The sequence below is a fragment of the Flagellimonas iocasae genome (genome assembly GCF_042682725.1).
Classification (GTDB): domain Bacteria; phylum Bacteroidota; class Bacteroidia; order Flavobacteriales; family Flavobacteriaceae; genus Flagellimonas; species Flagellimonas iocasae.
The window spans coordinates 980,306-1,003,455 of sequence record NZ_JBHUHU010000001.1; the positions used below are offsets into that span (position 1 = coordinate 980,306).

The 23,150-nt window shown below is 40.9% G+C and carries 18 protein-coding genes; 12 read left to right on the forward strand and 6 right to left on the reverse strand.

What is annotated here, in order from left to right:
- Positions 1-14 precede the first annotated feature (14 nt).
- Both ACFSJE_RS04395 and ACFSJE_RS04400 read right to left on the reverse strand, forming a co-directional pair.
- A complete protein-coding gene (locus tag ACFSJE_RS04395) occupies positions 15-380 on the reverse strand; it encodes an iron chaperone (RefSeq protein WP_379829767.1) in 366 nt (121 codons plus the stop codon).
- 17 nt (positions 381-397) lie between these two features.
- Positions 398-802: a VOC family protein gene (locus ACFSJE_RS04400; protein WP_379829768.1), complete on the reverse strand. Its 405-nt coding sequence runs from the start codon at positions 800-802 to the stop codon at positions 398-400.
- A gap of 114 nt (positions 803-916) precedes the next feature.
- Here ACFSJE_RS04400 and ACFSJE_RS04405 point away from each other — a divergent pair, with 114 nt between their 5' ends.
- Together ACFSJE_RS04405 and ACFSJE_RS04410 are read left to right on the forward strand one after the other, a co-directional pair.
- Complete coding sequence (locus ACFSJE_RS04405) at positions 917-1,897, forward strand: GlxA family transcriptional regulator (protein WP_379829769.1); 981 nt, start codon at positions 917-919, stop codon at positions 1,895-1,897.
- 145 nt (positions 1,898-2,042) lie between these two features.
- Positions 2,043-4,274 carry a TIM-barrel domain-containing protein gene (locus ACFSJE_RS04410; protein ID WP_379829770.1) on the forward strand — a complete coding sequence of 744 codons (2,232 nt, stop codon included), beginning with the start codon at positions 2,043-2,045 and terminating at the stop codon, positions 4,272-4,274.
- A 39-nt stretch (positions 4,275-4,313) separates the two neighbouring features.
- Here ACFSJE_RS04410 and ACFSJE_RS04415 read toward each other — a convergent pair whose 3' ends face one another.
- Positions 4,314-6,638, reverse strand: coding sequence for a glycoside hydrolase family 31 protein (locus ACFSJE_RS04415; RefSeq protein ID WP_379829771.1), 2,325 nt, complete (start codon positions 6,636-6,638; stop codon positions 4,314-4,316).
- 315 nt (positions 6,639-6,953) lie between these two features.
- On the opposite strand from ACFSJE_RS04415, the gene ACFSJE_RS04420 reads away from it, so the two are divergent.
- Both ACFSJE_RS04420 and ACFSJE_RS04425 read left to right on the forward strand, forming a co-directional pair.
- The gene (locus tag ACFSJE_RS04420) at positions 6,954-8,051 is read left to right on the forward strand and encodes a PAS domain-containing sensor histidine kinase (RefSeq protein ID WP_379829772.1); all 1,098 of its coding nucleotides are present in this window, start codon (positions 6,954-6,956) and stop codon (positions 8,049-8,051) included.
- A 13-nt stretch (positions 8,052-8,064) separates the two neighbouring features.
- A complete protein-coding gene (locus ACFSJE_RS04425; RefSeq protein WP_379829773.1) occupies positions 8,065-8,466 on the forward strand; it encodes a response regulator in 402 nt (133 codons plus the stop codon).
- A gap of 131 nt (positions 8,467-8,597) precedes the next feature.
- Here the strand turns inward: ACFSJE_RS04425 and ACFSJE_RS04430 are convergent, their stop codons facing one another.
- Positions 8,598-11,330: a glycoside hydrolase family 127 protein gene (locus tag ACFSJE_RS04430; protein ID WP_379829774.1), complete on the reverse strand. Its 2,733-nt coding sequence runs from the start codon at positions 11,328-11,330 to the stop codon at positions 8,598-8,600.
- Between the two features lie 226 nt (positions 11,331-11,556).
- Positions 11,557-11,742 (reverse strand): CsbD family protein, encoded by a 186-nt coding sequence (locus ACFSJE_RS04435; RefSeq protein ID WP_379829775.1) that lies wholly within the window; start codon positions 11,740-11,742, stop codon positions 11,557-11,559.
- Between the two features lie 226 nt (positions 11,743-11,968).
- Here ACFSJE_RS04435 and ACFSJE_RS04440 point away from each other — a divergent pair, with 226 nt between their 5' ends.
- Positions 11,969-12,574 carry a nitroreductase family protein gene (locus ACFSJE_RS04440; RefSeq protein WP_379829776.1) on the forward strand — a complete coding sequence of 202 codons (606 nt, stop codon included), beginning with the start codon at positions 11,969-11,971 and terminating at the stop codon, positions 12,572-12,574.
- A 51-nt stretch (positions 12,575-12,625) separates the two neighbouring features.
- Here ACFSJE_RS04440 and ACFSJE_RS04445 read toward each other — a convergent pair whose 3' ends face one another.
- Complete coding sequence (locus ACFSJE_RS04445) at positions 12,626-12,826, reverse strand: hypothetical protein (protein WP_379829777.1); 201 nt, start codon at positions 12,824-12,826, stop codon at positions 12,626-12,628.
- A 243-nt stretch (positions 12,827-13,069) separates the two neighbouring features.
- On the opposite strand from ACFSJE_RS04445, the gene ACFSJE_RS04450 reads away from it, so the two are divergent.
- The 7 genes from ACFSJE_RS04450 (at position 13,070) to ACFSJE_RS04480 (ending at position 23,111) form a co-directional block, all read left to right on the forward strand.
- Complete coding sequence (locus ACFSJE_RS04450; protein WP_379829778.1) at positions 13,070-13,414, forward strand: hypothetical protein; 345 nt, start codon at positions 13,070-13,072, stop codon at positions 13,412-13,414.
- 136 nt (positions 13,415-13,550) lie between these two features.
- Positions 13,551-14,114: a helix-turn-helix domain-containing protein gene (locus ACFSJE_RS04455; protein ID WP_379829779.1), complete on the forward strand. Its 564-nt coding sequence runs from the start codon at positions 13,551-13,553 to the stop codon at positions 14,112-14,114.
- A gap of 17 nt (positions 14,115-14,131) precedes the next feature.
- Positions 14,132-14,578, forward strand: coding sequence for a response regulator (locus ACFSJE_RS04460; RefSeq protein ID WP_379829780.1), 447 nt, complete (start codon positions 14,132-14,134; stop codon positions 14,576-14,578).
- Positions 14,579-14,669: 91 nt separating this feature from the next.
- Positions 14,670-16,844, forward strand: coding sequence for an ATP-binding protein (locus ACFSJE_RS04465; protein WP_379829781.1), 2,175 nt, complete (start codon positions 14,670-14,672; stop codon positions 16,842-16,844).
- A 242-nt stretch (positions 16,845-17,086) separates the two neighbouring features.
- Complete coding sequence (locus ACFSJE_RS04470; RefSeq protein ID WP_379829782.1) at positions 17,087-18,109, forward strand: helix-turn-helix domain-containing protein; 1,023 nt, start codon at positions 17,087-17,089, stop codon at positions 18,107-18,109.
- Between the two features lie 510 nt (positions 18,110-18,619).
- Complete coding sequence (locus ACFSJE_RS04475) at positions 18,620-21,631, forward strand: SusC/RagA family TonB-linked outer membrane protein (protein WP_379829783.1); 3,012 nt, start codon at positions 18,620-18,622, stop codon at positions 21,629-21,631.
- Positions 21,632-21,641: 10 nt separating this feature from the next.
- The gene (locus ACFSJE_RS04480; RefSeq protein WP_379829784.1) at positions 21,642-23,111 is read left to right on the forward strand and encodes a RagB/SusD family nutrient uptake outer membrane protein; all 1,470 of its coding nucleotides are present in this window, start codon (positions 21,642-21,644) and stop codon (positions 23,109-23,111) included.
- Positions 23,112-23,150: the final 39 nt, after the last annotated feature.

Here is a 23,150-nt window from a genome sequence, read left to right on the forward strand (position 1 = left end):
GTTTTAGGTGTTAATTATTCTTTTGATGCATCCAACTTTTCTTTGTATCGATAAGCCGCCATTCGTTTAATTAAATCCAAAGGCAGGGGTTCATCATTGGGGAATTGTACAGAACCTTTTCCCGCTTTGTAGTTGGAAAGTTCTTCTTTAAACGTCTCATGGGTAGATGGAACGGCATAAAACCCAATATGCTTTTCGTAAGCCGCATAATACATCAAGATGCCATGGTATTTTAGAGCTGGCATGTTGTAGCTGATGACCTCTTCGGCCAATGATGCCGTTTCTTTCAATGCTTTCCGAATGATTTCCATCCGTTCCAAAGTATGCCTCGGTATGTTTTGAAAATATTCATCCACGGTTTTAAACTTCTTCTTATCCATGCTTAAATCTGAATTTGTTATCGCTTGCAATGAAACAACCATTGATGCCCATATTTATCAATCAACCCACCAAAAAGGTGACCTAAAAATGTATTGTCCAAGGGGTAAATGCTAGTTCCCCCCTCTTTTAGTTTCTCATAGTAATTCTGCACCTGCCCTTCATCCTCGCTATCCACAAGAATGGAAATGGCATTACCGCTGATCAATTTCTCGTTGGCCATATCCGTTCCCATCAAGAGCATGTTTTCCTTTTTGAGCACAGCCTGTACCACATATTTTTTAAGGTTGGAAGGAAAGCTCAGTTCATCTGGGGTATTTTCCAAAGTTTGAATTTTCAGTTCTCCCCCCAAACATTCCCTGTAAAACTCCATGGCTTCCCTACAATTACCATTAAATGTAAGATATGTTATGATTTGATTCATACTTTTTTATATCTGGCACACTACAAATTTGGTGATCATAATGCAGAACAACAGGGTGTGAAAACGGCGATTGCACGGGTTGATTCCGCCATGGTATTTTAGTACATTTACAATGTGAAAACAATATCCATCCTAGTTCCAGAAACGGCCGTGGCCTCCGGTGTCACTGGCCCACGGTATCTTTTTACCACAGCGAACCAATTTTTACAGGCGGCTGGCAAAGACCCATTGTTTAAAGTACAGATGGTAGGACAAACCAAAGAAGTCCGAATTCAGGATGGGGCCTATTCCATTACTACGGATGTTCTTTTGAAGGATGCCGAGCAAGCCGATTTACTCATTATTCCACCTTTATTTGGCAATATGGACGCAGCAATCGCCTTGAACAAGACAACATTACCTTGGATTATTGAGCAGCATTCCAATGGCGCTGAATTGGCTTCGTTATGCGTTGGAGCTTTTTTGTTGGCTTCAACTGGATTGTTGGATGGCAAAAAATGTTCCACCCACTGGGCTTTTTACACAGAGTTCAAAGAACAATTTCCAAAGGTTGAAGTGGTTGATGGTGGTGTCATTACCGAAGAAAATGGCATTTATTCCAGTGGCGGCGCCCATTCCTTTTGGAATTTGTTACTCTATATTTTAGAAAAATATACGGACCGCGATACCGCCATTTTAGCCTCAAAATATTTTGCAATCGACATTGACCGAAACAGTCAGGCCGCCTTTATGATGTTCCGCGGACAAAAGGACCACAATGACGAAGCGGTAAAAAAAGCCCAAGACTACATCGAGAAAAATTATCAAGAAAAAATAACCGTTGATGACCTTGCCCAACGAGTTGCCGTAAGTCGAAGAAGCTTTGAGCGAAGGTTTAAACTAGCTACGGACAATACGGTGATTGAATACCTGCAACGGGTAAAAGTGGAAGCCGCAAAACGTAGTTTTGAGTCGACCCGGATGAACATTTCAGAGGTGATGTTCGACGTGGGCTATACCGATTCCAAAGCCTTTAGAAATGTATTCAAGAAGATTACGGGCCTTACACCGGTTGAGTATCGGAATAAATATAACAAAGACGTGGCTTTGGCGTAATTTCTGGAACAGAAATTCGCGTAATATCTCCGTATATTTATAGGAAAATAAATCCAATCAAAACCCCGAAAAGCCCAACATCCATTGTGCCCATAACCAAGGTTTCCATTTTGGATATCCGGGAATTCACAACCCTTTATCATTCATGAAATATTGCAAAATCGTGACCTTGCTGTTCACCAGTTTTCTTGCTTGTTCAGCACTAGCCCAACAAATCCAATATAAAGGTCAACCCGCAGAACTTACCATCACCCAAGTGAGCGACCAAACGCTTGAAATTCAATTGGCATCCCTAGATGAAAATGGAAAGGCAACGCCCGTTCCTTCATCGGAAATCCTGATTGACTATCCCAAAAAACAGCTGTGGAAAGGAAAATCCATTTCAGGAGCTAAAAAGTTTACGGCTGGAAATTTGACCGTGGAACTTAAATCCAAACCACTGACTATTTCGATTCGGGACAAAAATGGGAAACGGATCCAAGAGTTTTCATGGGAAAATGATAGTCCCGACATGTCTTTTAAAACCGATGCGCCGGTTTACGGACTTGGAGAAGGTGGTGCTCAAAATCACTTGGACCGAAGGGGATTTTTGCACCCCATGAAAGATGGCAATGCTTCTTTTGAGCGTGCCACCCACGGAGCCTATATCGCAGTGCCCATGTTGGTGGGTGCTGATGGTTGGTCTCTTTTTGTTCAGCATCCCATGAGCCGAAGGAACATGATTGACCTCCGAAATGGAAAAGGCCTTTTTCAACCAGATCAGGAGAACTCGGACATTTTTAAAATAATAATCACCGCTTGGGATGATCCCAAGGATATTTTTACGGAGTACCAGAAAATATCGGGTACAACTCCAATGCCGCCCAAATGGGCATGGGGGTATATGCAATCCCATCGGACACTTTCCGGGGTGGATGAAATTGAATGGGTGGCCCGAAATTTCAGGGAACGAAACCTACCTGTTGATGCCCTTATTTATCTAGGCACTGGTTTTACCCCAACAGGCTGGAATACCGGTCATGGCTCGTTTGAATTCAATTCGGTGATTTTTGACAAGCCGAACGAAATCGTTGATAATTTAAAGAAACAGGATTTTAAAGTAGTGTTGCACACCTATGGCCCTCCACGGGGTCTGCATGGGTCAACGTTGGATTATAATCCTACGGATTCCACCCATATTGGAGCGTATTGGAATCAACATGTGCCTATTTTGGATTCGGGAATTGATGGGTGGTGGCCCGATGGTGGTGAGGGTCTTTCATCAGAATCCAGACTCGCCAGACACCGCATGTACTGGTTGGGCTCACTCGACCAAAAACCAAATACAAGACCTTGGAGCCTACATCGAACCGGATACAGCGGTGCCCATCGTTATGGTGGATGGATATGGTCCGGGGACCCTGACTGTACCTGGGAGACACTCAAAACCCATATCGGTATAGGTCTCAACCATTCCCTAAGTTTATCTCCGTATTGGGGTTCCGACATTGCTGGATTTGTGCCCACGGATGAGCTTACTGGCGAATTGTATGTGCGATGGTTCCAGTTTGCTGCCTTTACGCCTTCGTTTCGCGGACATGGACGGGCATGGCATTTGCGTTTGCCATGGGGTTGGAACCAAGGCGATATTGGGCCTCCTGAATCTTCCATATTTGATAGTGAAGACAAACAAAGCGTTGGAAAGGGTGGATATCCTTATCCTGATGAACTCAGAAATGGCCTTGTGGAACCCATCACCCGACAGTTTTTACAGTTGCGTTATCAACTTTTATCCTATAACTACAATCTTTCCTGGGAAGCGCACGAAACCAACATCCCTCCCATGCGGGCCATGTGGCTGCAGTACCCAAATGACCCCAATACGGCTGGCTTGAGTGAACAATATATGTGGGGAAAAGATATGCTTGTGGCCCCAGTCTACACCAAGGGTGCCACTGAACGGAAACTTTACTTGCCTGAGGGCATTTGGTATGATTTCTGGACCAGTGAGTTGCAGACGGGCGGCAAGGAAATCAGCAGGCAGGTAGACTTGGCGACACTTCCACTTTACGTTCGTGCCGGGGCTATAATTCCGTTTGACCCGATTCGTCAGTTTACGGCCCAAGTTGTGGATGAACCCATGACCCTAAAAATTTACAAAGGAGCAGACGGAAACTATACATTATATGAGGATGACGGTATCAGTTTGGACTACACCAAAGGTGAAATCAAACAAACACAATTGCATTGGAACGATTCGGAAAAGACATTGGTTATAGAACCAGACACTACTTCAAAGCAATTGGATTCCCCACGAACATTCGAAGTACAATTGTTACCTGATGATGTTACCAAAATGGTTACCTATACCGGTAAAAAAATTGAGGTGAAGTTTTAATCAACTTCACCTCATTCAATTTAAATATGGAATACTTTTTTAGAATGTCACCGAAACGGCTTCACCTGAGTAGGATACATTCTTTTGTTCGCCTGACGGCATCAACTCAATGATAAATTCCTTTTCAATGGATTTTCCACCTTCACCAGCTTCAATGGTCATGGTTTTATCGGCATCATTCCATTGAAATTTGTTGAGGCTATATTCCCCATCCAAATAATCCAATGTTTTACCATCGTCACTATACAATTCGAAAGTACCGTCAGCACCCGACCAAACTTTAATCGTTGTAGGGCCATCAATTTCTTCATCCGTATATTGTCTGATGGGGTCCATGGGGATGATGGCACCAGCACCTACATACATCGGCATAATTGTAAGGTCAACTTCTTTTTGAACCGTCTTTCCACCTTCGTGTGATTCACCTGTCCACCAATCGTACCAAGTACCTTCTGGAAGATAAACACTTCTACCTGTGGCACCCTTCTCAAAAATTGGGGCAATCAACATTTTTTCACCCCAGAGATACTCATCCCCAATTGATTTGGCTTTGCTATCTTCAGGATAATGTAACCAAAGTGCCCTCATCATGGGCAAGCCCTCTTCCCTAGCCTCCCAGGTCAAGGTATAATTATAGGGCAACAATTGGTACCGAAGTTCCGCATAGGCCTTTGTGATAGGTTCTATGGAATTGTTGTTCATTTCCGATTCCAAAGGAGGTGTTCTGGTTTCCAATGGCCCTCGTTCGCTCAGTCCCCAACCCCATGGAAGGTGGGTCCACCACGTTCTTCCGTGAGATCTAAAGGATGGGCAGAAAGCACTAAATTGAAACCATCGGGCGAACAACTCTCCGGTGTATTCATCATTGGGGTAGAACCCTCCGATATCTGACCCCCAGTAGGGCGATAGACTTAAGGATGAATTGATACCTACTGCAATTTGACCTTCCAAGGTTTTCCATGAAGAATCAGTATCCCCAGACCAAATCCAACCGCCCCATTGGGCAATTCCTAAGTAACCATTTCGATGTAAACTCCAAGGTCTTTCATTCGGTTTTGTGGACAACGGCCCTTGATAGTACATTTTGTGTCGTTCCAATCGTTCAAATAAATTGAACCAATCCCCTTCATCTGGCCAAAAGGCATCGACCCCAATGTTCATTAGCGATTCGTGCTCTTTCCAATGGGTCAAAATATGGGAACTATCCACTGTTTCACCTTCTTTTGGAGGGATTGAACCATGGAGCGTAGCCAATCTATCCCTATCCCAAGGCACCACGTGCATAACCACTTTGGTATTCTTGCTGTGCATTTCGTCGATCACATCTTGGGGTGACCTTTTAAATACTTCAGGGTTGAACTCAAATGAAGGCTGTTCCGTGTTCCATCCAACAGGTGTAAAACCGGTTCCTAAATAGATAACTGCATCCATAGGAATTTCCTTCTCACGGAAATTATCCACAACCTCCATCATTTCCTTGTCCGTTTCCAAAGTTCTGTGGGATTGCATATATCCCATTGTCCATTTTGGCGGCATTACCGCGGGACCACTAATGGTGCTGATGTCTTTCATCAGTGCTTTTGGATCATGGCCATCAAACACATAGACATCATAAAGCCCTGGAATATACTTTGGGGGTATTCCTTTTCCTGTATTCTCTTGCTGATTTTTTTGGTTTTGCTGTATATAAAAGCCCTCATCTGGAGTGATTGGGGTATAAACTCCAGTACTGTCCGAAGATAAATCAACCTGCCCCCATGGTGTGACCATCCAAAGTCCCCAACCTCCTGTGCCAACAAGCATGGAAACCGGGTTTCTGGAACCATAGGCTGTGGCTTGCCAACGGGGAAGCATCTTGTGCAAACGGCCTTTTCGGTCGAATTCAATGTCATCTTCCCTCCAGTTGGCTCCTTTTTCAGGTTTTGGTCCACCTTCACCCAAACCAAGGATGGGAGATTCATCAATGGCAAATTCAACATTTCCATCGGCATCAAAAACCAATTGCTGTACCATTTCACCTGCTTCGTTGGTTACCGTAATGGTCAATGGATTTGGAGAAATTTTGATCTCAAGTCCATTTATGGATTCAGTTAAATCGCCCCGAAGTTCAGTTACATCAATAGTATAGGCTGTTTTCTCGTGGTCTTCAAAAACGATATGTCCGTAGGAGTCCATATCATAATCCTGCGGCTTAAGGGTAATTCGCAATGCGTGGTCACCTGCCGCTCCAATTTGAAGCTGGCCAGGTTGCCCCATTGTTGTAATAGGCTGGGGCTCGGTACACGAACCAAGGCCTAAACATAGAAGGATGCCCAATGTCATCGAAATAGTACTCTTCCGAAAGGGCAAAAAAATCGTAACCATATTAGTCATTTTTATGTGTTGGTATATATTAAATATATGTGATTAAACAAGACCATGAACAGCTACCATCTAAACAAAGCAATATAGGTTCAGAGTTCGGTAATATTGTACAAGAAAACCTTTATTCACAAATATTTATGAACAAATCCAATACTTAGCACCTCAAAACTATGCTGGATTTTTGCTGTCCTTCAATGGCAAACAATACGAAGTCTGACCCGACCAACCTTGGATTTGTAAGAAAAAGTTTCATATTTTTAAGTACCTTTAAAGTGCAATTGTTCCCCAACATTGTGCAAATCAACCTAACAAAGAATGTTAAGCAAGGAACCGAATAAACACAATTTGTTCAAGTACCTTGAGGATGTTTTTACCGATTTGGAGCAGCAAAAAATTGCATTGGATAAATCCGCAATAGTTGCCTTCACGGACACCAAAGGGGATATAACCTATGTGAACGACAAATTTTGTGAGATTTCCAAATATTCCCGGGAAGAGCTTATCGGACAAAATCATCGCATTATTAATTCTGGCTACCATGAGCCCGAATTTTTCCGAAATCTTTGGAGAACCATTGCACGGGGAAATGTTTGGAGCGGTGATATTAGAAATAGAGCTAAGGATGGTTCTCATTATTGGGTTTCCACTACCATTGTTCCCTATTTGAACGCCAAGGGAAAGCCGTATCAATACGTCTCAATTCGGTTTGATATCACCAAGCAGAAAAAGCAAGAATTAGAGTTAAAGCATAGGTCCCAACAACTGGAAGATTTTTGTTTTATCGTTTCCCATAATCTTAGGGCACCATTATCTAATCTTCTTTTACTAACCTCAATGATTGAGGAGAGTGAAAATTTTGATGAGCAAAAAGTTTTAATCCAAAAGCTTGGAAAACCTGTCAACCTACTCAACGAGATTTTTAATGAGCTCGTAGAGTCCTTACAAATACGGCAGGACAGTGAAGTAAAGAGACATACTCTGAAATTTCAGGATTGCCTTGAAAGGGCGACCGAAATACTCAATATTGCCGTAGTCCACCCAGATATCAAAATAGAATCCAATTTTGAAAAGGCCCCAACAATCACCTACCCTAAAAAATATTTGATGAGTATTCTGCATAATCTTCTTAGCAATGCTATTCGCTATCAATCTCCTCAAAGAAAATTAAGAATTGAAGTAAAGAGTTATATGAAAGAAGGCTCTATATGCCTGGCCGTTAAGGACAACGGTATTGGAATTGATATGAAAGCGCATGGCAATAAACTGTTCGGTTTAAGAAAAACCTTCCATAATAACCCTGATGCCAAAGGTTTCGGTCTATTTATCACCAAAACACAAATAGAGACAATGGGAGGTACCATCCATGCAGAAAGCGAATTTGGAAAAGGCAGTACATTTCATATCCAATTTTAAAAAACTAATCCTTATGAAAGATATTGACACACTGTATTTGGTAGATGACGACGACACCTACCAATTCATTATTGAGCGCACTATTTCCTCTATAAATTTGGTTAAATCAATCCGAATTTTCTCAAATGGTAGGGAAGCCATTGATTTCTTGGAATCTTCTTTGAATGATCCAAGTTCAATACCTGATGTTATTTTACTAGACCTAACTATGCCTGTAATGGATGGATGGGAATTTTTGGAAAATTATCTCCTTCTAAAACCAAGAATTGGTAAAAAGATTTACATCTACATTGTTTCCTCTTCAGTGAACCCTTCTGATGTGGAAAAGGCTAAAAGCATAAGTGAAGTAACAGATTATATGGTTAAGCCTTTAACCAAGGAAAAATTAATCTCAATGCTCAGCAACCTTGTTTAAGTAAAATAGTTCTTTCGGCAAGCAAAAAAAAATGGCAATTATTAAATTGCCATTTCTTGAAATTCTGAAATATCATAAATTGTATTTCCTTCCATGCCCATAATTAGTTGGGGGAATGAAAAATTTCGGTATCAGTCATTGATCCACACCTTGGAATTATTATTTTCCCTGGCGTATTCCTGAGCATCTTCGTTTGTTCTATCACTCTCACTCAATGGAGTCTCATCCCTGTTGTGTCTGGCATAATTTGGGATGGCCAACAAAGGAGTACCATCTGCCCATTCCCCTTTTATGACCATAACGCCATGCAATAAATCATCTCTCCACTCCAGCTCAAAATCTTTTGATCCCAAAGATTTGTCCAAATCCTTCTGGTCTGCCTGCTCCACATTATAAATAAGCGGTCCGTAACGCAAAGCGATTTTTCCGCGGTCGGCTTCAATTTGGTCATCGGCGGTGATTACCTGAATCTTCATCGGAAGTTCAAATTCAATCTTGTCACCCTTTTTCCATTTGCGGGTGACCACGGCATAGCCTTCTTCCATTTTTGGGGTGATGGATTTTCCATTCACTTTGAAGGATTCAAATCCATTTATAGCAGGACTAAGGGTATACAGCTCACTAGTTTTGCGGTTTGGAATACGCACATAAACCGAAAATTCCTTGGATTCCTCCGGATTCACGGTGATGGCCACCTTACCATCCCATGGGTAATTGGTCTTTTGTACCATTTCCACATCGGTGCCAGCCACTTTCTCCACTTTGATGGTGCTACCAATAAATAGGTTTACATAGATGCCGTCATTACTTTTAACATACGTCCAAGTTGGAATCATCAAAAGGGTTCTTGGAATATTACCCACACAACATGGGCAACCATGCCATGCGTTTCTTCCCCGGAAAGAATCCAAAGGATTGGTATAGTAAAAATTCTCACCAGGAAGGTCCAACGAACCTAAAAGTGCATTGTACATGGTCTCCTCATACAGGTCTGCATACTTTGCATCATGATAGGCCAGGTTCATTTTATACTGAAAAAAGATAAGGCCAGCACTGGAACAAGATTCAGCGTAGGCATTGTTTCGTAACGAGTAGTTGGGTCCAAATCCTTCTGAGGTTTCACCACTACCGATACCCCCGGTTACATAATACTTTTTGTTGACCATGTTGTTCCAAAGGGACATTACGGCACTTTGGTAGTCCACATCACCGGTTTCAGCTGCTACATCGGCCATCCCAGAATAGTTGTAGGTAGCTCTTACCGCATGACCCACGGCTTCATACTGTTGCTGCACCGGCACATGGCTTTGGTCATACTCACTGCCACCTCCTCTGTTATCCAAAAGGAACTTGGCTAAATCGATATAATCATCCCCTCTTCCATTGCCTTCCATATCGTTTACGAACCGCCCGAAGCGAACAAGAGCTTGCTCCATTTCTTGATGGCCATCATACCACGCTTGTTTACCCGGTTCTGGACCAATATTTCGTACCCAACAATCCGCCAATTTCTTGGCCGCATCATAGAGTCTGGTGTCCTTTCCTTCCGTAAGGGTATAGTGGTTTATTGCTGATTCTATAAAGTAACCCGCCACGTAGCCTTCATGGGTGCTTCTGTGGTTTTCGGACCAACGGTCTTCCCAATCCCCGTCAGAATCACGTAGTGTGTATGCCGTTTGAAGGTATCCATCTGGTTCTTGTGCTGCCAATATTTTAGGAATCCAGTCTTCCAAGGTTTCCCGCATTTTGGCTTGGGCCGCAATGATTTCTTTATCTCCTTGTGGGTCCACCATCAATGCAATGCTCATTGCTTCGACGGTTTGGTGCACCCAAGCATTGGAGAATACATATCCCAAGTGTTTGCCGTGTGGTTCTCCCCGCAATGCTTTGGCCGCTTCAATAAAGTTATCCAGTCCACCAGCTCCCCTTTCAAGGTCGGTGCGGTTACATTGATCAATACAATATGGAATCCAACTGGTGATCAAGGCCTTGGCGCGATCGTTCCAAAGTGGATTATCGATTTTGTATCGCTTGGTGTAAACTACGTCTAGTCGTTCTTTTTTCAAAGGAGGGTGAACCTTAACTTTTAGGGTTGATGAAGAATGAACTCCTTTTTCAGAAGCATCCAACTGTAAAACATAGTCCCCAACTGTTGAGAACGTGGCAGAACCTTCCAATGAATTGGCATCACTAAAGCTCACTTCTCCTGGGCCCGAAACTTTCTGCCACTGATATTGGTCTGCTTTGGTAACGGCCTTCACCTCACCGGACAAATAGGTTTTTCCATTCAACATAACATCCCTGTCTCCATTTGTGGTAACAATTGGGGGATGATTTGGCGACCCCGGGGTTTGATACACTACCCACTCCGTTATATTAAGAGGTAATAGCAAAGCTTTGGTTTCCACCCGCAATTTTGTGGTCTGAATTTCATCAAAAGTGACCAAGGAATACATTCCGTTGGATGGAGCCGTGGTAGACTGATTCTTCACTGGAACGAAATCGTCACCATTCCAATAGGTTAGCGTAAAAGTCTCAGGAAGCGGAATTACACCGTAATAATCCCAAAAAAAGAGGGCTACCTCTTTGGTGGTTACTGGAGCGGCCCATTCATATTCGGTCCACTGGTCCGTTGGAGGATTTTCCAAGTTTCTGGGCCTCCATCGAATTGAGTCCGTTGGAGTTTCCCCATCATTGATGCCCTGCATCCATCTATCATAATGCAACGAAGTTGATGCTGAGGCCACCTTGGCCAAATTATTTCCCGGTTTGGGAAGATTGGCATCCTGTCCAAAAGCAGTACTGGGTAGTAATACCCCAATGATTGTCAAAATACCAAAATAGAAATAGTTGCTAATTTTCATTGTGCTTAGTTTGGTTCACAAGTGTACAATTTACATTTTTTTATTCGGACAGTGCTGTCCAAAATGGGAAAAATCCTATAGCCATCTCTTAAAAATCACAAATCCGCCTAACTATTATAGATTTGTTACATGCCAATTTTCAACAAGCACTTGCAATCCTCACTTTTTAATAAAAAAATAGCCCTCGACTTCGAGGGCTATCTTACTCATCAGGATCACATGGTTTCTACCACGTTTCTATTTCCTTTTTCAACTCTTGTTTTGCTTTTCCTGTTTTCTGTTGCAGTCTACCCAACATTTCATCAAACTTTCCCTCGGAATATGTCAGGTCATTATCGGTAAGCTGTCCATATTTTTGTTTGAACTTACCTTTTACTTCTTTCCATTTTCCTTCTAACTGATCATTATTCATACTATTTATTTTAAGGGTTAATAACTCAATTACACCATCCAATTTACTTTCATTCTGTACGATTGGTTGACGGGAAGAATCAAAATATTGACGCTAAAGAACAATCGCTGGATTTACATGATGTAAATAACCTCAAAATCAATTGGGTTAAAATATTTCCGCATAGAGACAAGCACCATTTGACCTATTTTTTATACTAGCATTAATAACAAAAAAAATGATGATGATGACTGAACAAGAACAAGTGCTTTTAGGAAACATAGCTGACACAGACCATGAAATTTTTGCATTGTTGAAACAGCGGTATAGTCCAAGAACTTTTCGGAATGAAGCTGTGGAAGCAGGACACATGAAACAACTGTTTGAAGCGGTCCGCTGGTCGGCCAGTTCTTACAACCTGCAACCTTGGCGCTTTATTTATGCCGAAAAAGGTACTGAGGCTTATGATAAAATAATAGATTGCTTGAGTGACTTCAATAAAAAATGGGCCAGCATGGCACCCGTTTTAATGTTGAGCGCCTACAAAGAAAAAAATGATGACGGCAAGGAGAATTTTCATGCATCGCATGATTTGGGGCTGTCTTTGGGAAGTATGACAGTTCAAGCCCAATATTTAGGTATTGCCCTGCACCACATGGCCGGGGTAGATTGGAAAAAAGCCCAAGAAATATTTAATGTACCGATAGGATACCATGTCACTACAGCCATTGCACTTGGATATTATGGAGGTGTGCTGGAAAAATTGCCTGAAGATTTACAGGAAGCGGAAACAGCAGACCGCACTAGGATGCCTCAAGAGGATTTTGCCTTTAAGGATACCTGGGGAGGGTAAACCCTATAAAACTGAAGCTGCCCCAAAGGGGCAGTTTTCAATCTATTCCATTTAAAGTGTCTCCATGGATGTTTCAAAATACAGACCTGAGAGGACCACTCCTACCACAACAAGTATTAAGATTACCAAAACGATTAAAAATCCAACTTTGGTAATCTTACTTTTTCTAAAGATGTAGTTGCTTTTGGAGTCTCCTTTTTCTTTCACGAACTCCATGTTTTCCTCTGGCTGTTTTTGGTCTTTCTTTTCCATATCATTTCTATCATTAATCGCGGAGAAATTATTTTAAATCGCTCATTCGCTTTAACCTTTTTAAAAAAAATGTTGACGCATTTGAAAAACTCTTTTCATATTCTATTTATAAGCTCCAAAAAAAGGAATAGCATCAACAATTGAATCTATTGAACCAACCAACTTATGGGATTACCCCTATTTTTTAGGAAAGGATGTGTAAACGGTGAGCATCGCAAAATCACCGGCCAATAAATTCAAATCATGATGGAAAATGAATATGCTAAACACGAAAAAGACTATATAAAAGAGTATCAGCAAAAAGGATATGATGTTAATTTCAGATTCGAAAATGATACGTTGATTGCCTCGGAATCCAAAAAATCCTATAAACCTAATGAGGTGCATATTGTTGCCGAACACCGATATGAGGGAATGAGCAATCCATCGGATATGTCCATTTTGTATGTATTGGAAACCAATGCAGGTGAAAAAGGAACCTATTTGATGGGATATGGCCCCAATACCAATATGGAGGCCGCTGAGTTCTTTAAATCCGTACCCGAGGAAAATTCTTCAAACAGTCAACGTATTGAGGTTGAGGAGTAATCCAAAATCGATGATTTAAAGCTTTAAATGCAATTTCAAGTATAATGCAATCGTGTAAAAAAAATAACTACTTTTAATCCACACCAGCAGAGATTCCCCCATTATTCTTTTGCTCCCTTTATTTGTTTATGAACTTATGGTAATCAATGTAAAATACGATGCAACTGTCACTTTAAGAACGGTCTTACAGGAACAATTGGAGCGTTTGGACATTCCCCATACGATTCATAGTGCCGGTGAGGTGGAGCTGGACAGAACACTGTCACCAGAAGAAATGGAGGAATTAACAGGCAATCTCGGTAAATATGGTATTCAAATTTTGAGTGACCAAAAAACCGCCCTGGTTCAACGCATAAAAAATGCCATAAATGAAATGTTGCAAAATGACATGGCTAGATCGCACAAGGTATCTGCATATCTGGCGGATAATTTAAATTATTCCTATACCTATCTGTCCAATCTTTTTTCCGAGGCGACCTATACATCCATTGAGAATTTTGTGATTCTCAGAAAGGTTGACCATGCCAAAGAGCTCATGACCAACACAGACCTAACCTTAACAGAAATTGCCTATCGTTTAAACTACAGTAGTGTGGCACATCTTTCGAGCCAGTTTAAAAAAACAACGGGATTGACGCCTACCAAGTTTCAAAAGATTTTGGAAAAACGAAGGGAAAATAGAATACAACAAACCTTATGAATATAAACCCTTCTAATGTGGGCAAGCAAATACTAAACATTGCTTTAGCTGATGATGATGAAGATGACCGCCTATTTTTTCAAGAAGCGATAGATGATATTTCCATCCGAACCAAATTATCGTTGTTCAATGACGGACAAGAGTTGATGGATTATCTCAACCTTCCCAATATTATCCTTCCAAATCTGGTTTTTTTGGATTTGAACATGCCCATTAAAAATGGAATGCAGTGCTTAAAGGAAATCCGAAGCAACGGTTCGTTGAGTAAAGTATGCGTTGCCATTTATTCCACTTCGTGTTCTGAAAAGGATATTGAGGACACTTTTGTGAACGGGGCCAACATTTATCTGAACAAGCCCAATAACTTTAGTAAATTACGGGAATCCATAGAGAAGGTGTTGCAAATCAACTGGCAATACCACACCTCTAATCTCAATCGGGATAATTTTTTATTGCGATTGTAACAACGATTGTGAAGCATAATTTTTAACTATGCCATATCATTAGATGTTAATTGATAGAACCAACTCATAGATTTGGTTGTATACCTTATAAATGTACCTTAAAAGACTAATTCACCGCATAGCCCATTCGCCTATATTGGACAAAATTGCTTTGGCCATAGTCATTGTTTTGCTTTTGTTCATCACAGCAGTTTTATTTGGACAAATCAAGACTTTGGAGACTTCAATGGAAGATGTATCCAACTCTTTAATGGTGGATAAGGAAATCAACACCCTTTTTTCGCAGTATGATTTAATGGAGTCAGCAGAGTTTAGGTCTGTGATTTTAAAGGACTCAACTTTTGAGGAATCTTATATAGATCGCAAATTGGAGAGTGACCGAACGCTCAGGACACTCTACGATTTGGCAAAGGATACCCCATACCAGAATGCCAGTTTGGATTCTATCACCCAATTAAAGGATAGCCTTCATGTTACCTTGACCGCCTTGCACGGAAAAATTAGACCTTCCCAAGCAGACTCAACAGCCATGATTTATGTTGAGAAAGCTGCTGCAATTTTAAAAAATCTTCGAGGCATCAAAACAAACATGCTCGATCATAATGAGCGTTTGCTTCAAGAACATTTGGGCACCTACAGAAGGCTAACATTTCTTACCCCGTTAACCACCTTAATACTGGCCCTTTTCTCCATAGTGGTGTTCACGGTGGCCTATTTTAGGTTGCGTCGTCACAAGAATCAGATTGAGTCCTCAGAGGCTTTACTGCAGAATATTGTACAGAGTACGGACAATATCATGAATTATTATGAGCCCATCTATGACTCCAATGAAACTGTGGTGGACTTCAGAATCATGTTTGCCAATATATGCAATCGGGATTACCTAAATCTGGAGCCGGAAGATATTATTGGAAAACCAATATCCGAAGTTTATCCATTTGTATTGGAGAACAATGAGTTGGAACGAATGATCAACTGCTATCTGAATGATGAAACCATTGATTTTGAGCGGGAGGTCTTTGTGGACGGAGAGCCTTATTGGTTCCACACATTTGTTCGGGGAATGGACAATGGGTTATTGGAAGTCGTTCGTAACAAAACAGATGAGTACAACGCAAAAGAAGACCTTTTGCAGTTGAATGAACAGTTGGAGGTTCAAAACTTCATCATGTCCGAAGCCAAAAAAATGGCCAAAATTGGAAGTTATACCTGGGATATGGAAAACGACAAGGCTGAGCTTTCCGAAAATTTTTACCGAATACTGGATTGCGAACCAGGGGAGTTTGAAGGTTCATCAACAACCTATCAATCGTTTGTGCATCCGGAGGACATTCAGCAATACGAGGAATTTTCGAGTTGGCTCAACGAAATAAAAAAGCCCAAAGAACATGTTTATAGAATTATTACCAAAAAAGGGGTAGTAAAATATTTAAGGTCCAAGGGACAATTTGTGGAACGGGACGGACAAACCGTTAAAATCGGAGTGGTGCAAGACGTCACAGATCAGATCAAGTACGAGAACGATCTGAAAATCAAAAATCTTGAGCTTGAAAGGAGTAATGAAGAGTTGGAATCCTTTAATCGTGTAGCCAGTCACGACCTTCAGGAACCATTGCGTAAAATCCAGATGTTCATTTCCCGACTGGATGAAACGGACAAGAATACGCTTACCACAAAAGGCAGGGAGTATTTTGATAAAATCAGTTTCGTGGCCGCACGCATGCAATCGCTCATTCGCAATCTGTTGACGTATTCAAGAATTGGCAGTGGCTCCAACGATTTTGAGAAGATTGATTTAAATGAAGTCCTTAAAAAGGTCCATGAAGATTTTTTGGAACGGATTGGAGATGTTGATGCCAAAATCACTTCTGAAAAGCTACCCACTGTTCCCGGCGTGTTCTTTCAATTGGAGCAATTGTTCAGCAACCTGATTTCCAATGCGCTGAAATATCGCAATCCAATAGTGACCCCAAAAATTGAGCTTACATCCGAAAAAGTGTCCCACAAAGAAGTCCCAGTAAAATTTATAAAGCCCGCCAAAGAATATTATAAGATTACTGTTTCGGACAACGGAATTGGTTTTGACAACGAAAATGCTGAAACCATCTTTGAGGTGTTCCAACGCTTGCATGCCAAAAACAAATATTCCGGAAATGGAATAGGTTTGGCCATTTGTAAGAAAATTGTGGAAAACCATCATGGATACATTCATGCTACCAGCGAATTGGGCCATGGCTCCTCCTTTATCATGTACCTCCCCGCGTAGCATAAACAACATTTCTATTTATGACCTAAAGGACCCTTTAAAAAGGATGCTCAGAGGTTCTTCACTTTGTTCCCATCATCAATTTAAGAGCATTTTAACGCTGTTTTGGGGCAAATCCAATAATTGTATAACAGAAACAAAAAATTGTGTAAGAAGAAAGGGGTCTTCGCTTGCGATCTTTACATTATTGAATTGGATATCTGATTCAAGAGCATCAAAAGCAACCTTAAAACCTAAAAATCATGAAGACATTATCCATAAAAACAGCCCAGGTAAAAACCATTTTTGAACAGTTTCATAAAGATATGGGTGGAGACCTCCAAATTGATACCAAGGAACACATCTTAGAGATTGACAGCCCTTTGGGTCAAGGAATCATTAAAGGAATTGATTTTAAAGGTGGTATTTCCTATTTGGAGTTTGATATGGAGTTTTCAGAGGATATAACATTGGTTGCCAAATCGCCAAAAAATCCACCAATCTGTTTTGCCTATTGTTCCAATGGACAAATGGCACACAGTTTTGGGGAGGATGGAGAGAAACATGAATTGGAGAATTTCCAAACAGCAATTCTTACAAGCAAAAAATTGCAGGACAATATCCTTTATTTTGAGAAGGATGTTAGACTAAAGATGATTTTAATTTTGGTAAACCCAGTTCAAAATCTTGAAAAAGGAAAACATTTAAACCAAAAGTTGCAAAAATTATTCTTTAAAAATAATGTGGCCGATAACTTGGCTTATATAGGCTCTTACAATCTAAAAGTGGCCGATAAAGTTCAGCAATTGAATGCCATTAGCGAAAAAGGAATCGCAAGAAGACTGATGATTGAAGGTTTGGTTCATATGATTTTGGCGCTTGAGATACAACAACACGCTGATGACCTTAAAAATTCGGAATATAAAGATTCTTCCCTTACCTCAAGAGAACGGGAAGTGGTACAAGAACTTTCATTGTTCGTGAACAATTACCCAGAAAAACAACTATCTGTTTCCTATCTCTGCAAGAAAGGTGGATTATCCCCATCCAAACTGCAGACTGGATTTAAATTGATGCATGGGACCACTGTGACCGACTACATTCGTGATGTACGAATCAGAAAGGCCGAAGATCTTATCAAAAATACAGATTTGAACATCTCCGAGGTTGTGTACAGTATCGGTTTTATCAGCAGAAGTTATTTCTCAAAAATCTTTAAAGCAAAATACAATTGCAGCCCTAAAGAATATAAAGACAAACAAAATGCATATGCAATTTCCGCATAGTAAATCCAAGATTTATCATATTTTAAAAAATGGGAAATAATAGGATGTAACGAATTTCCCCTCTTTACATACTTTTCCCATAGCAATGCCCCACTAATGGGGCTTTGTTTTTTATAAAATGATTAACCTTCTTGCAAATTGGGGCAATTTTTCATTCTTCCTTCTCAACGTTCACTTAAGATTGAATTCATTCTCAGTTGCATCTGAAAAATAATTCTACCATCGGTCCATTTTAAATTCTTAGGAATGATACAACCCTATCCTAAGTTTCATATTGGGTAGTGCAATTGAGCTTTTTAACGATTAAAATTAGGTATTGACATATTTGCATATTTAAATTCGACAAAATAGCAATATCAGGGGTCCATATATGATATATTCTAATTTTAACCCCAATTATGCATCATATTTTTCATGATATGCTTCATTTCTTTTAGTGCCTACAGAACGCCACAAATATCTTTGCTATACAATGTTTATAATCCATTGACTAACTTAAACTTGAAGATTATGATTAAACTGAAACATGCGGTCATAACCCTATTAATAATGATTGGGCCTTTGGCGTATTCGCAATCATTGACCGTATCGGGAACTGTTACCGATGAAACGGGGTCTCCTCTTCCTGGTGCTACGGTAGTGGTAACCGGAACAACCAATGGGACCCAAACAGACTTTGATGGTAATTATACCTTATCCGATGTAGCTTCCAATGCCACTTTGGTGTTTAGTTATATAGGATATCTAAGGCAACAGGTCTCTGTAAATGGGAGAACTTCCATCAATATTAGCTTAGCAGAAGATTTACAAGCTTTGGACGAAGTCGTTGTGGTGGCCTATGGTTCACAATCACGATCTGAGGTAACGGGCGCCATTTCAACCGTTGGCTCAGAAGAGATCAGTGCATTGCCTGTTGCAACAGCTGATCAGGCGCTACAAGGTAGGGCTGCTGGTGTTACCGTAACCAATAGTGGGGCACCTGGTGTTGCACCTGTTGTTCGTATAAGGGGTGTGGGTTCACCGAATGGTGGTAATCCATTGGTTGTAATAGATGGTGTCATCTCCAGTGGACTTGGAGCTATCAACCCTAACGACATTGAAAGTATTAACGTACTAAAAGATGCTGCAACCGCAGCAGCTTATGGCTCGCAGGCGGCTAATGGTGTTATCGTTGTAACCACGAAGCAAGGTAAGGCAGGTAAAACTGAGGTTTCTTTCAATACTTACACCGGTGTTCAATTTGTTACAGAACGTTTTGACCTATTAAACGCCCAACAATACCTAACGTTTATTGAGGATGCTTTTGGTACGGTTCCTACAACTCCGTTAAGCTCTTCCGGTAACGATACTGATTGGCAAGATGCCATTTTCCAGACTGGTCTAATGCAGAATTATGACCTAAGTATGGCTGGCGGTAATGAAGATAGTAACTTCAGGGCTTCTGTTGGTATGTTAAAGCAAGAAGGTACGCTTATAGAGACCGAATATAATCGTTACAATGTTCGTTTGAACAGTAATTTCAATGTTTGGGACAAACTTAAAATTGGAGAAACTTTGGCGGTTACCTTTAGGGACAGTAAACCCGAAGTTGGTGGAAACAACACGAATAGATCGCTCTTGGAGCATGCCATAAAAATTCCACCATACCTTCCCATATACAACCCAAATAATCCAGGGGGGTTCCAAGGGCCTACGTCAGCTTTGGATGGCCAAGATGCCGAAAACCCTGTGAGAATCCAGAGAAATGGAAGCCGTGGAACCAAAGGCACCGAGATTTTTGGAAGCCTATTTGCAGAATATGAGCTGATAAAAGGCTTGAAATTTAGGTCTCAGTTTGGTTTGGAATACAGCTACAGTAACTTTGACCAATTTATTCCCTCCTTTGATGATGATAGTAATGGACAATCAACACATGCACAGGCCTTTGCTGCAATCACAAAAAACTCTTCAACCTTCAGAAGATTTTTGTATACCAATAGCCTAAACTATAATGTAAGTATCAATAACGTGCACAATTTTGATGTATTGGCCTTGATTGAAAAAAATGAGGCCCGCTTTAATGCAGTAAATACATCTTCCCAGAATTCAGTTACCAATGATATCACCCAACATGGCCCAGATCAGGTTGTGGCTACATCAAATACCGACGAGGTTGACAAAATTGGCTATTTGGCACGTCTAAACTATAATTATGACAACAAGTACCTTCTTTCGGGATCTATTCGTCGTGATGGTTCCTCAAGATTTGGACCCAATACCAAATGGGGTACCTTCCCTTCCGTTTCAGCAGGATGGAACATAGCCGGGGAAAGCTTCATGGAAAATTCGAACTTGAATATCTTTAAATTAAGAGGAAGTTGGGGTACAACCGGTTTTGATGGCATTCCTAATTACAGATTCGCGACTACATTAAATCCAAACTGGATTTATGTCATAAATGGAAATGCAGTTGGGGGAACTTCTCCCGCTGGTATTCCAAACCCCAATGTTGCTTGGGAAGAACGGGAAATGTTGAACATAGGTCTGGACATAGGATTGTTCGACAACAAATTCACAGGCGCCATTGAGTATTACAACAACAAGAGTAATGACTTATTGATTGATTTGCCATTACCAGGGTCTTTGGGTAGTTTGGCCTCTACCGTACCAACCAATATTGGTGATGCTGAGGTTAAAGGTTTTGAGGTTAGTTTGGGGTATAATGATTATGAGGGAGATTTTACTTGGTCCGCCAACTTTAATTTCTCAACCGCCAAAACCGAAATGCTAAGCAAAGGAACTGACGGTATTACCCAACAATCCACATTTGAAGGATCCATAGTAAACGGTCTTGAAGTAGGCGCTCCAATTTATGCCTTCTATGGGTACCAAACTGATGGTATCTACCAAACCCAAGCTGAGGTAGAAGCTGTTTTGGGTTCAACCCAAACCGCTATTCAACCAGGTGATATTCGATTTGTGGATCAAAATGGCGATGGTGTGATCAATAATGATGATATCGTACAGTTAGGGCAGCCCAACCCAGAATTCACCTACGGATTAAATTTGGATGCCAATTATAAAAATTGGGACTTCAACCTGTTTTTAAATGGAGCTGCAGGACATGAAATATACAACACCAATATTTATGATTTAGAGGGTATGCCAAGAACGTTCAACGCTGGTGTGGCCGTTTTGGATAGATGGACACCAACAAATCCATCCAATTCCGTTCCACGTGCATTCGACGGAAACAATGGAATCAATACTGCTTCATCTGACCGATACATTGAAAGTGGTGATTTTACAAGACTTAAAAATGTAACCTTAGGGTATACCATTGGACAAGATTCGAGACTTTCAGAGTATTTCTCTCGATTAAGGATATATATAAGTGGGCAAAACCTATTGACCTTTACGGAGTATTCAGGTCTTGACCCTGAAGTAGGTAACGCAACCAACAACAACTCAGAGTTCGGTGTTGATCGCGGAAAATATCCACAACCAAAATCAGTATTGCTAGGATTACAAGTAACGTTTTAAAAAAATTGACATGAAAAATAAAATATTAATAAGCTTAGTTTTTATCATAGCACTAATTGTTTCTTGCGATGAAGATGCTCTGTTCAAAAACAATCCCAATGAGCTTTCTCCAGAAACCTTTTTTGCCACTTCGGCACAGGTGGAGTCTGCCGTAAATTCAGCGTATGCCTCTTTGCAGGAAAGAGGGCTTTACTCTCGTCATATGTTTTTTATGATGGACAATATGTCGCAAGAGAATGGTCGTAACCAACAGCTGGAAGCTGATAAAGTAGAATATATCCAGTTCTCCTTCAATCCAAACCACGTTTCAATTCCATTATACTGGGATGCGTGCTATCGAGGTATAACCAATTGTAACTTTGTCATTAATAACGAAGAAAAAATAAACGAAATCGCTGAAACAGAACTTTCGGGTGCGATGAAGGCCAAATTTATTGGAGAGGCCAAGTTTATGAGGGCGATGTACTATTTCTTTTTAGTAACACGTTTTGGTGGTGTGCCAATCAATGATGGTACCAGTACCGAAGGACAACCTAGGGCTTCAGTTGATGACATCTACAATATTATCATCCAAGATCTAACGGATGCAACAACTACACTGCGTTCCAAGAATGTTGAAGATACAGGTAGAGCCACCAGAGAAGCGGCCATAGCCTTTCTCGGCAAAGTTTATTTGTTCAGAAACAATAAATCTGCCGCTTTGACCGAGTTTGAGAAGATATATGGTGCTTTTGAGTTGGAGGAAAACTTTTTTGACAACTTCACTGAGGCAAACGAATTCGGAAAAGAGTCAATTTTCGAAGTGGTATATGACGATGAAATTGGAGGGCAGCCATGGGGCATTCCTTCCACCGGAACTGCAGAGGCAGGTTTTAGAGGTCAAGAATATGGTCTTTTAAATTGGTTCAACGTTTACATTTCTGATGACCTTTTGGATGAATTTGAAGACGGCGATGGTCGAATTCAAGATAGTTTTTATCAAGCAGGAGATGATTATTGCTGTGGCACCATCCAAGAAAGTGATTTGGCCGATGCTAGTGGTACTGTACGCAGAGCCGGTTGGAAGAAATACCAAAACTATTATGCCGAAGCTTCAGAAGATCAACAATCGGGTATCAACTTTAAGTATTTGCGTTATGCTGATGTATTGCTTATGATGGCCGAATGCGTATATGAAAATGACCCTGCAAGAGCCGTTGGTTATATCAACGAAGTAAGAACAAGACCAAGTACCGGTTTGGCACCATTATCCACCTCGTTGAATTCAGGGCAGGTTTTCGATGCCATTGTACACGAACGCAAATGCGAATTAGCTGGTGAACAGGTACGTTTTAACGATATTTTACGATGGGGTATTGCCGATACAGAATTGGCAGGAAGCAACTTCCAAGCTGGAAAACATGAGCTATTGCCAATACCTCAAGGGGAAATCAATGCCAACGGCGCATTAACAGATGCTGATCAAAACCCTGGCTACTAAGACTTTAATTTTGAGTTAGTTTTTTTGAATTAATTTTAG

Excerpts from the sequence above, each read along its gene's own strand:
- ACFSJE_RS04395 (WP_379829767.1), bottom strand. The coding sequence starts at position 380 with ATGGATAAGAAGAAGTTTAAAACCGTGGATGAATATTTTCAAAACATA.
- ACFSJE_RS04400 (WP_379829768.1), bottom strand. The coding sequence starts at position 802 with ATGAATCAAATCATAACATATCTTACATTTAATGGTAATTGTAGGGAA.
- ACFSJE_RS04410 (WP_379829770.1), top strand. The coding sequence starts at position 2,043 with ATGAAATATTGCAAAATCGTGACCTTGCTGTTCACCAGTTTTCTTGCT.
- ACFSJE_RS04415 (WP_379829771.1), bottom strand. The coding sequence starts at position 6,638 with ATGGTTACGATTTTTTTGCCCTTTCGGAAGAGTACTATTTCGATGACA.
- ACFSJE_RS04420 (WP_379829772.1), top strand. The coding sequence starts at position 6,954 with ATGTTAAGCAAGGAACCGAATAAACACAATTTGTTCAAGTACCTTGAG.
- ACFSJE_RS04425 (WP_379829773.1), top strand. The coding sequence starts at position 8,065 with ATGAAAGATATTGACACACTGTATTTGGTAGATGACGACGACACCTAC.
- ACFSJE_RS04430 (WP_379829774.1), bottom strand. The coding sequence starts at position 11,330 with ATGAAAATTAGCAACTATTTCTATTTTGGTATTTTGACAATCATTGGG.
- ACFSJE_RS04435 (WP_379829775.1), bottom strand. The coding sequence starts at position 11,742 with ATGAATAATGATCAGTTAGAAGGAAAATGGAAAGAAGTAAAAGGTAAG.
- ACFSJE_RS04440 (WP_379829776.1), top strand. The coding sequence starts at position 11,969 with ATGACTGAACAAGAACAAGTGCTTTTAGGAAACATAGCTGACACAGAC.
- ACFSJE_RS04445 (WP_379829777.1), bottom strand. The coding sequence starts at position 12,826 with ATGGAAAAGAAAGACCAAAAACAGCCAGAGGAAAACATGGAGTTCGTG.
- ACFSJE_RS04450 (WP_379829778.1), top strand. The coding sequence starts at position 13,070 with ATGATGGAAAATGAATATGCTAAACACGAAAAAGACTATATAAAAGAG.
- ACFSJE_RS04455 (WP_379829779.1), top strand. The coding sequence starts at position 13,551 with ATGGTAATCAATGTAAAATACGATGCAACTGTCACTTTAAGAACGGTC.
- ACFSJE_RS04465 (WP_379829781.1), top strand. The coding sequence starts at position 14,670 with ATGTACCTTAAAAGACTAATTCACCGCATAGCCCATTCGCCTATATTG.
- ACFSJE_RS04470 (WP_379829782.1), top strand. The coding sequence starts at position 17,087 with ATGAAGACATTATCCATAAAAACAGCCCAGGTAAAAACCATTTTTGAA.
- ACFSJE_RS04475 (WP_379829783.1), top strand. The coding sequence starts at position 18,620 with ATGATTAAACTGAAACATGCGGTCATAACCCTATTAATAATGATTGGG.
- ACFSJE_RS04480 (WP_379829784.1), top strand. The coding sequence starts at position 21,642 with ATGAAAAATAAAATATTAATAAGCTTAGTTTTTATCATAGCACTAATT.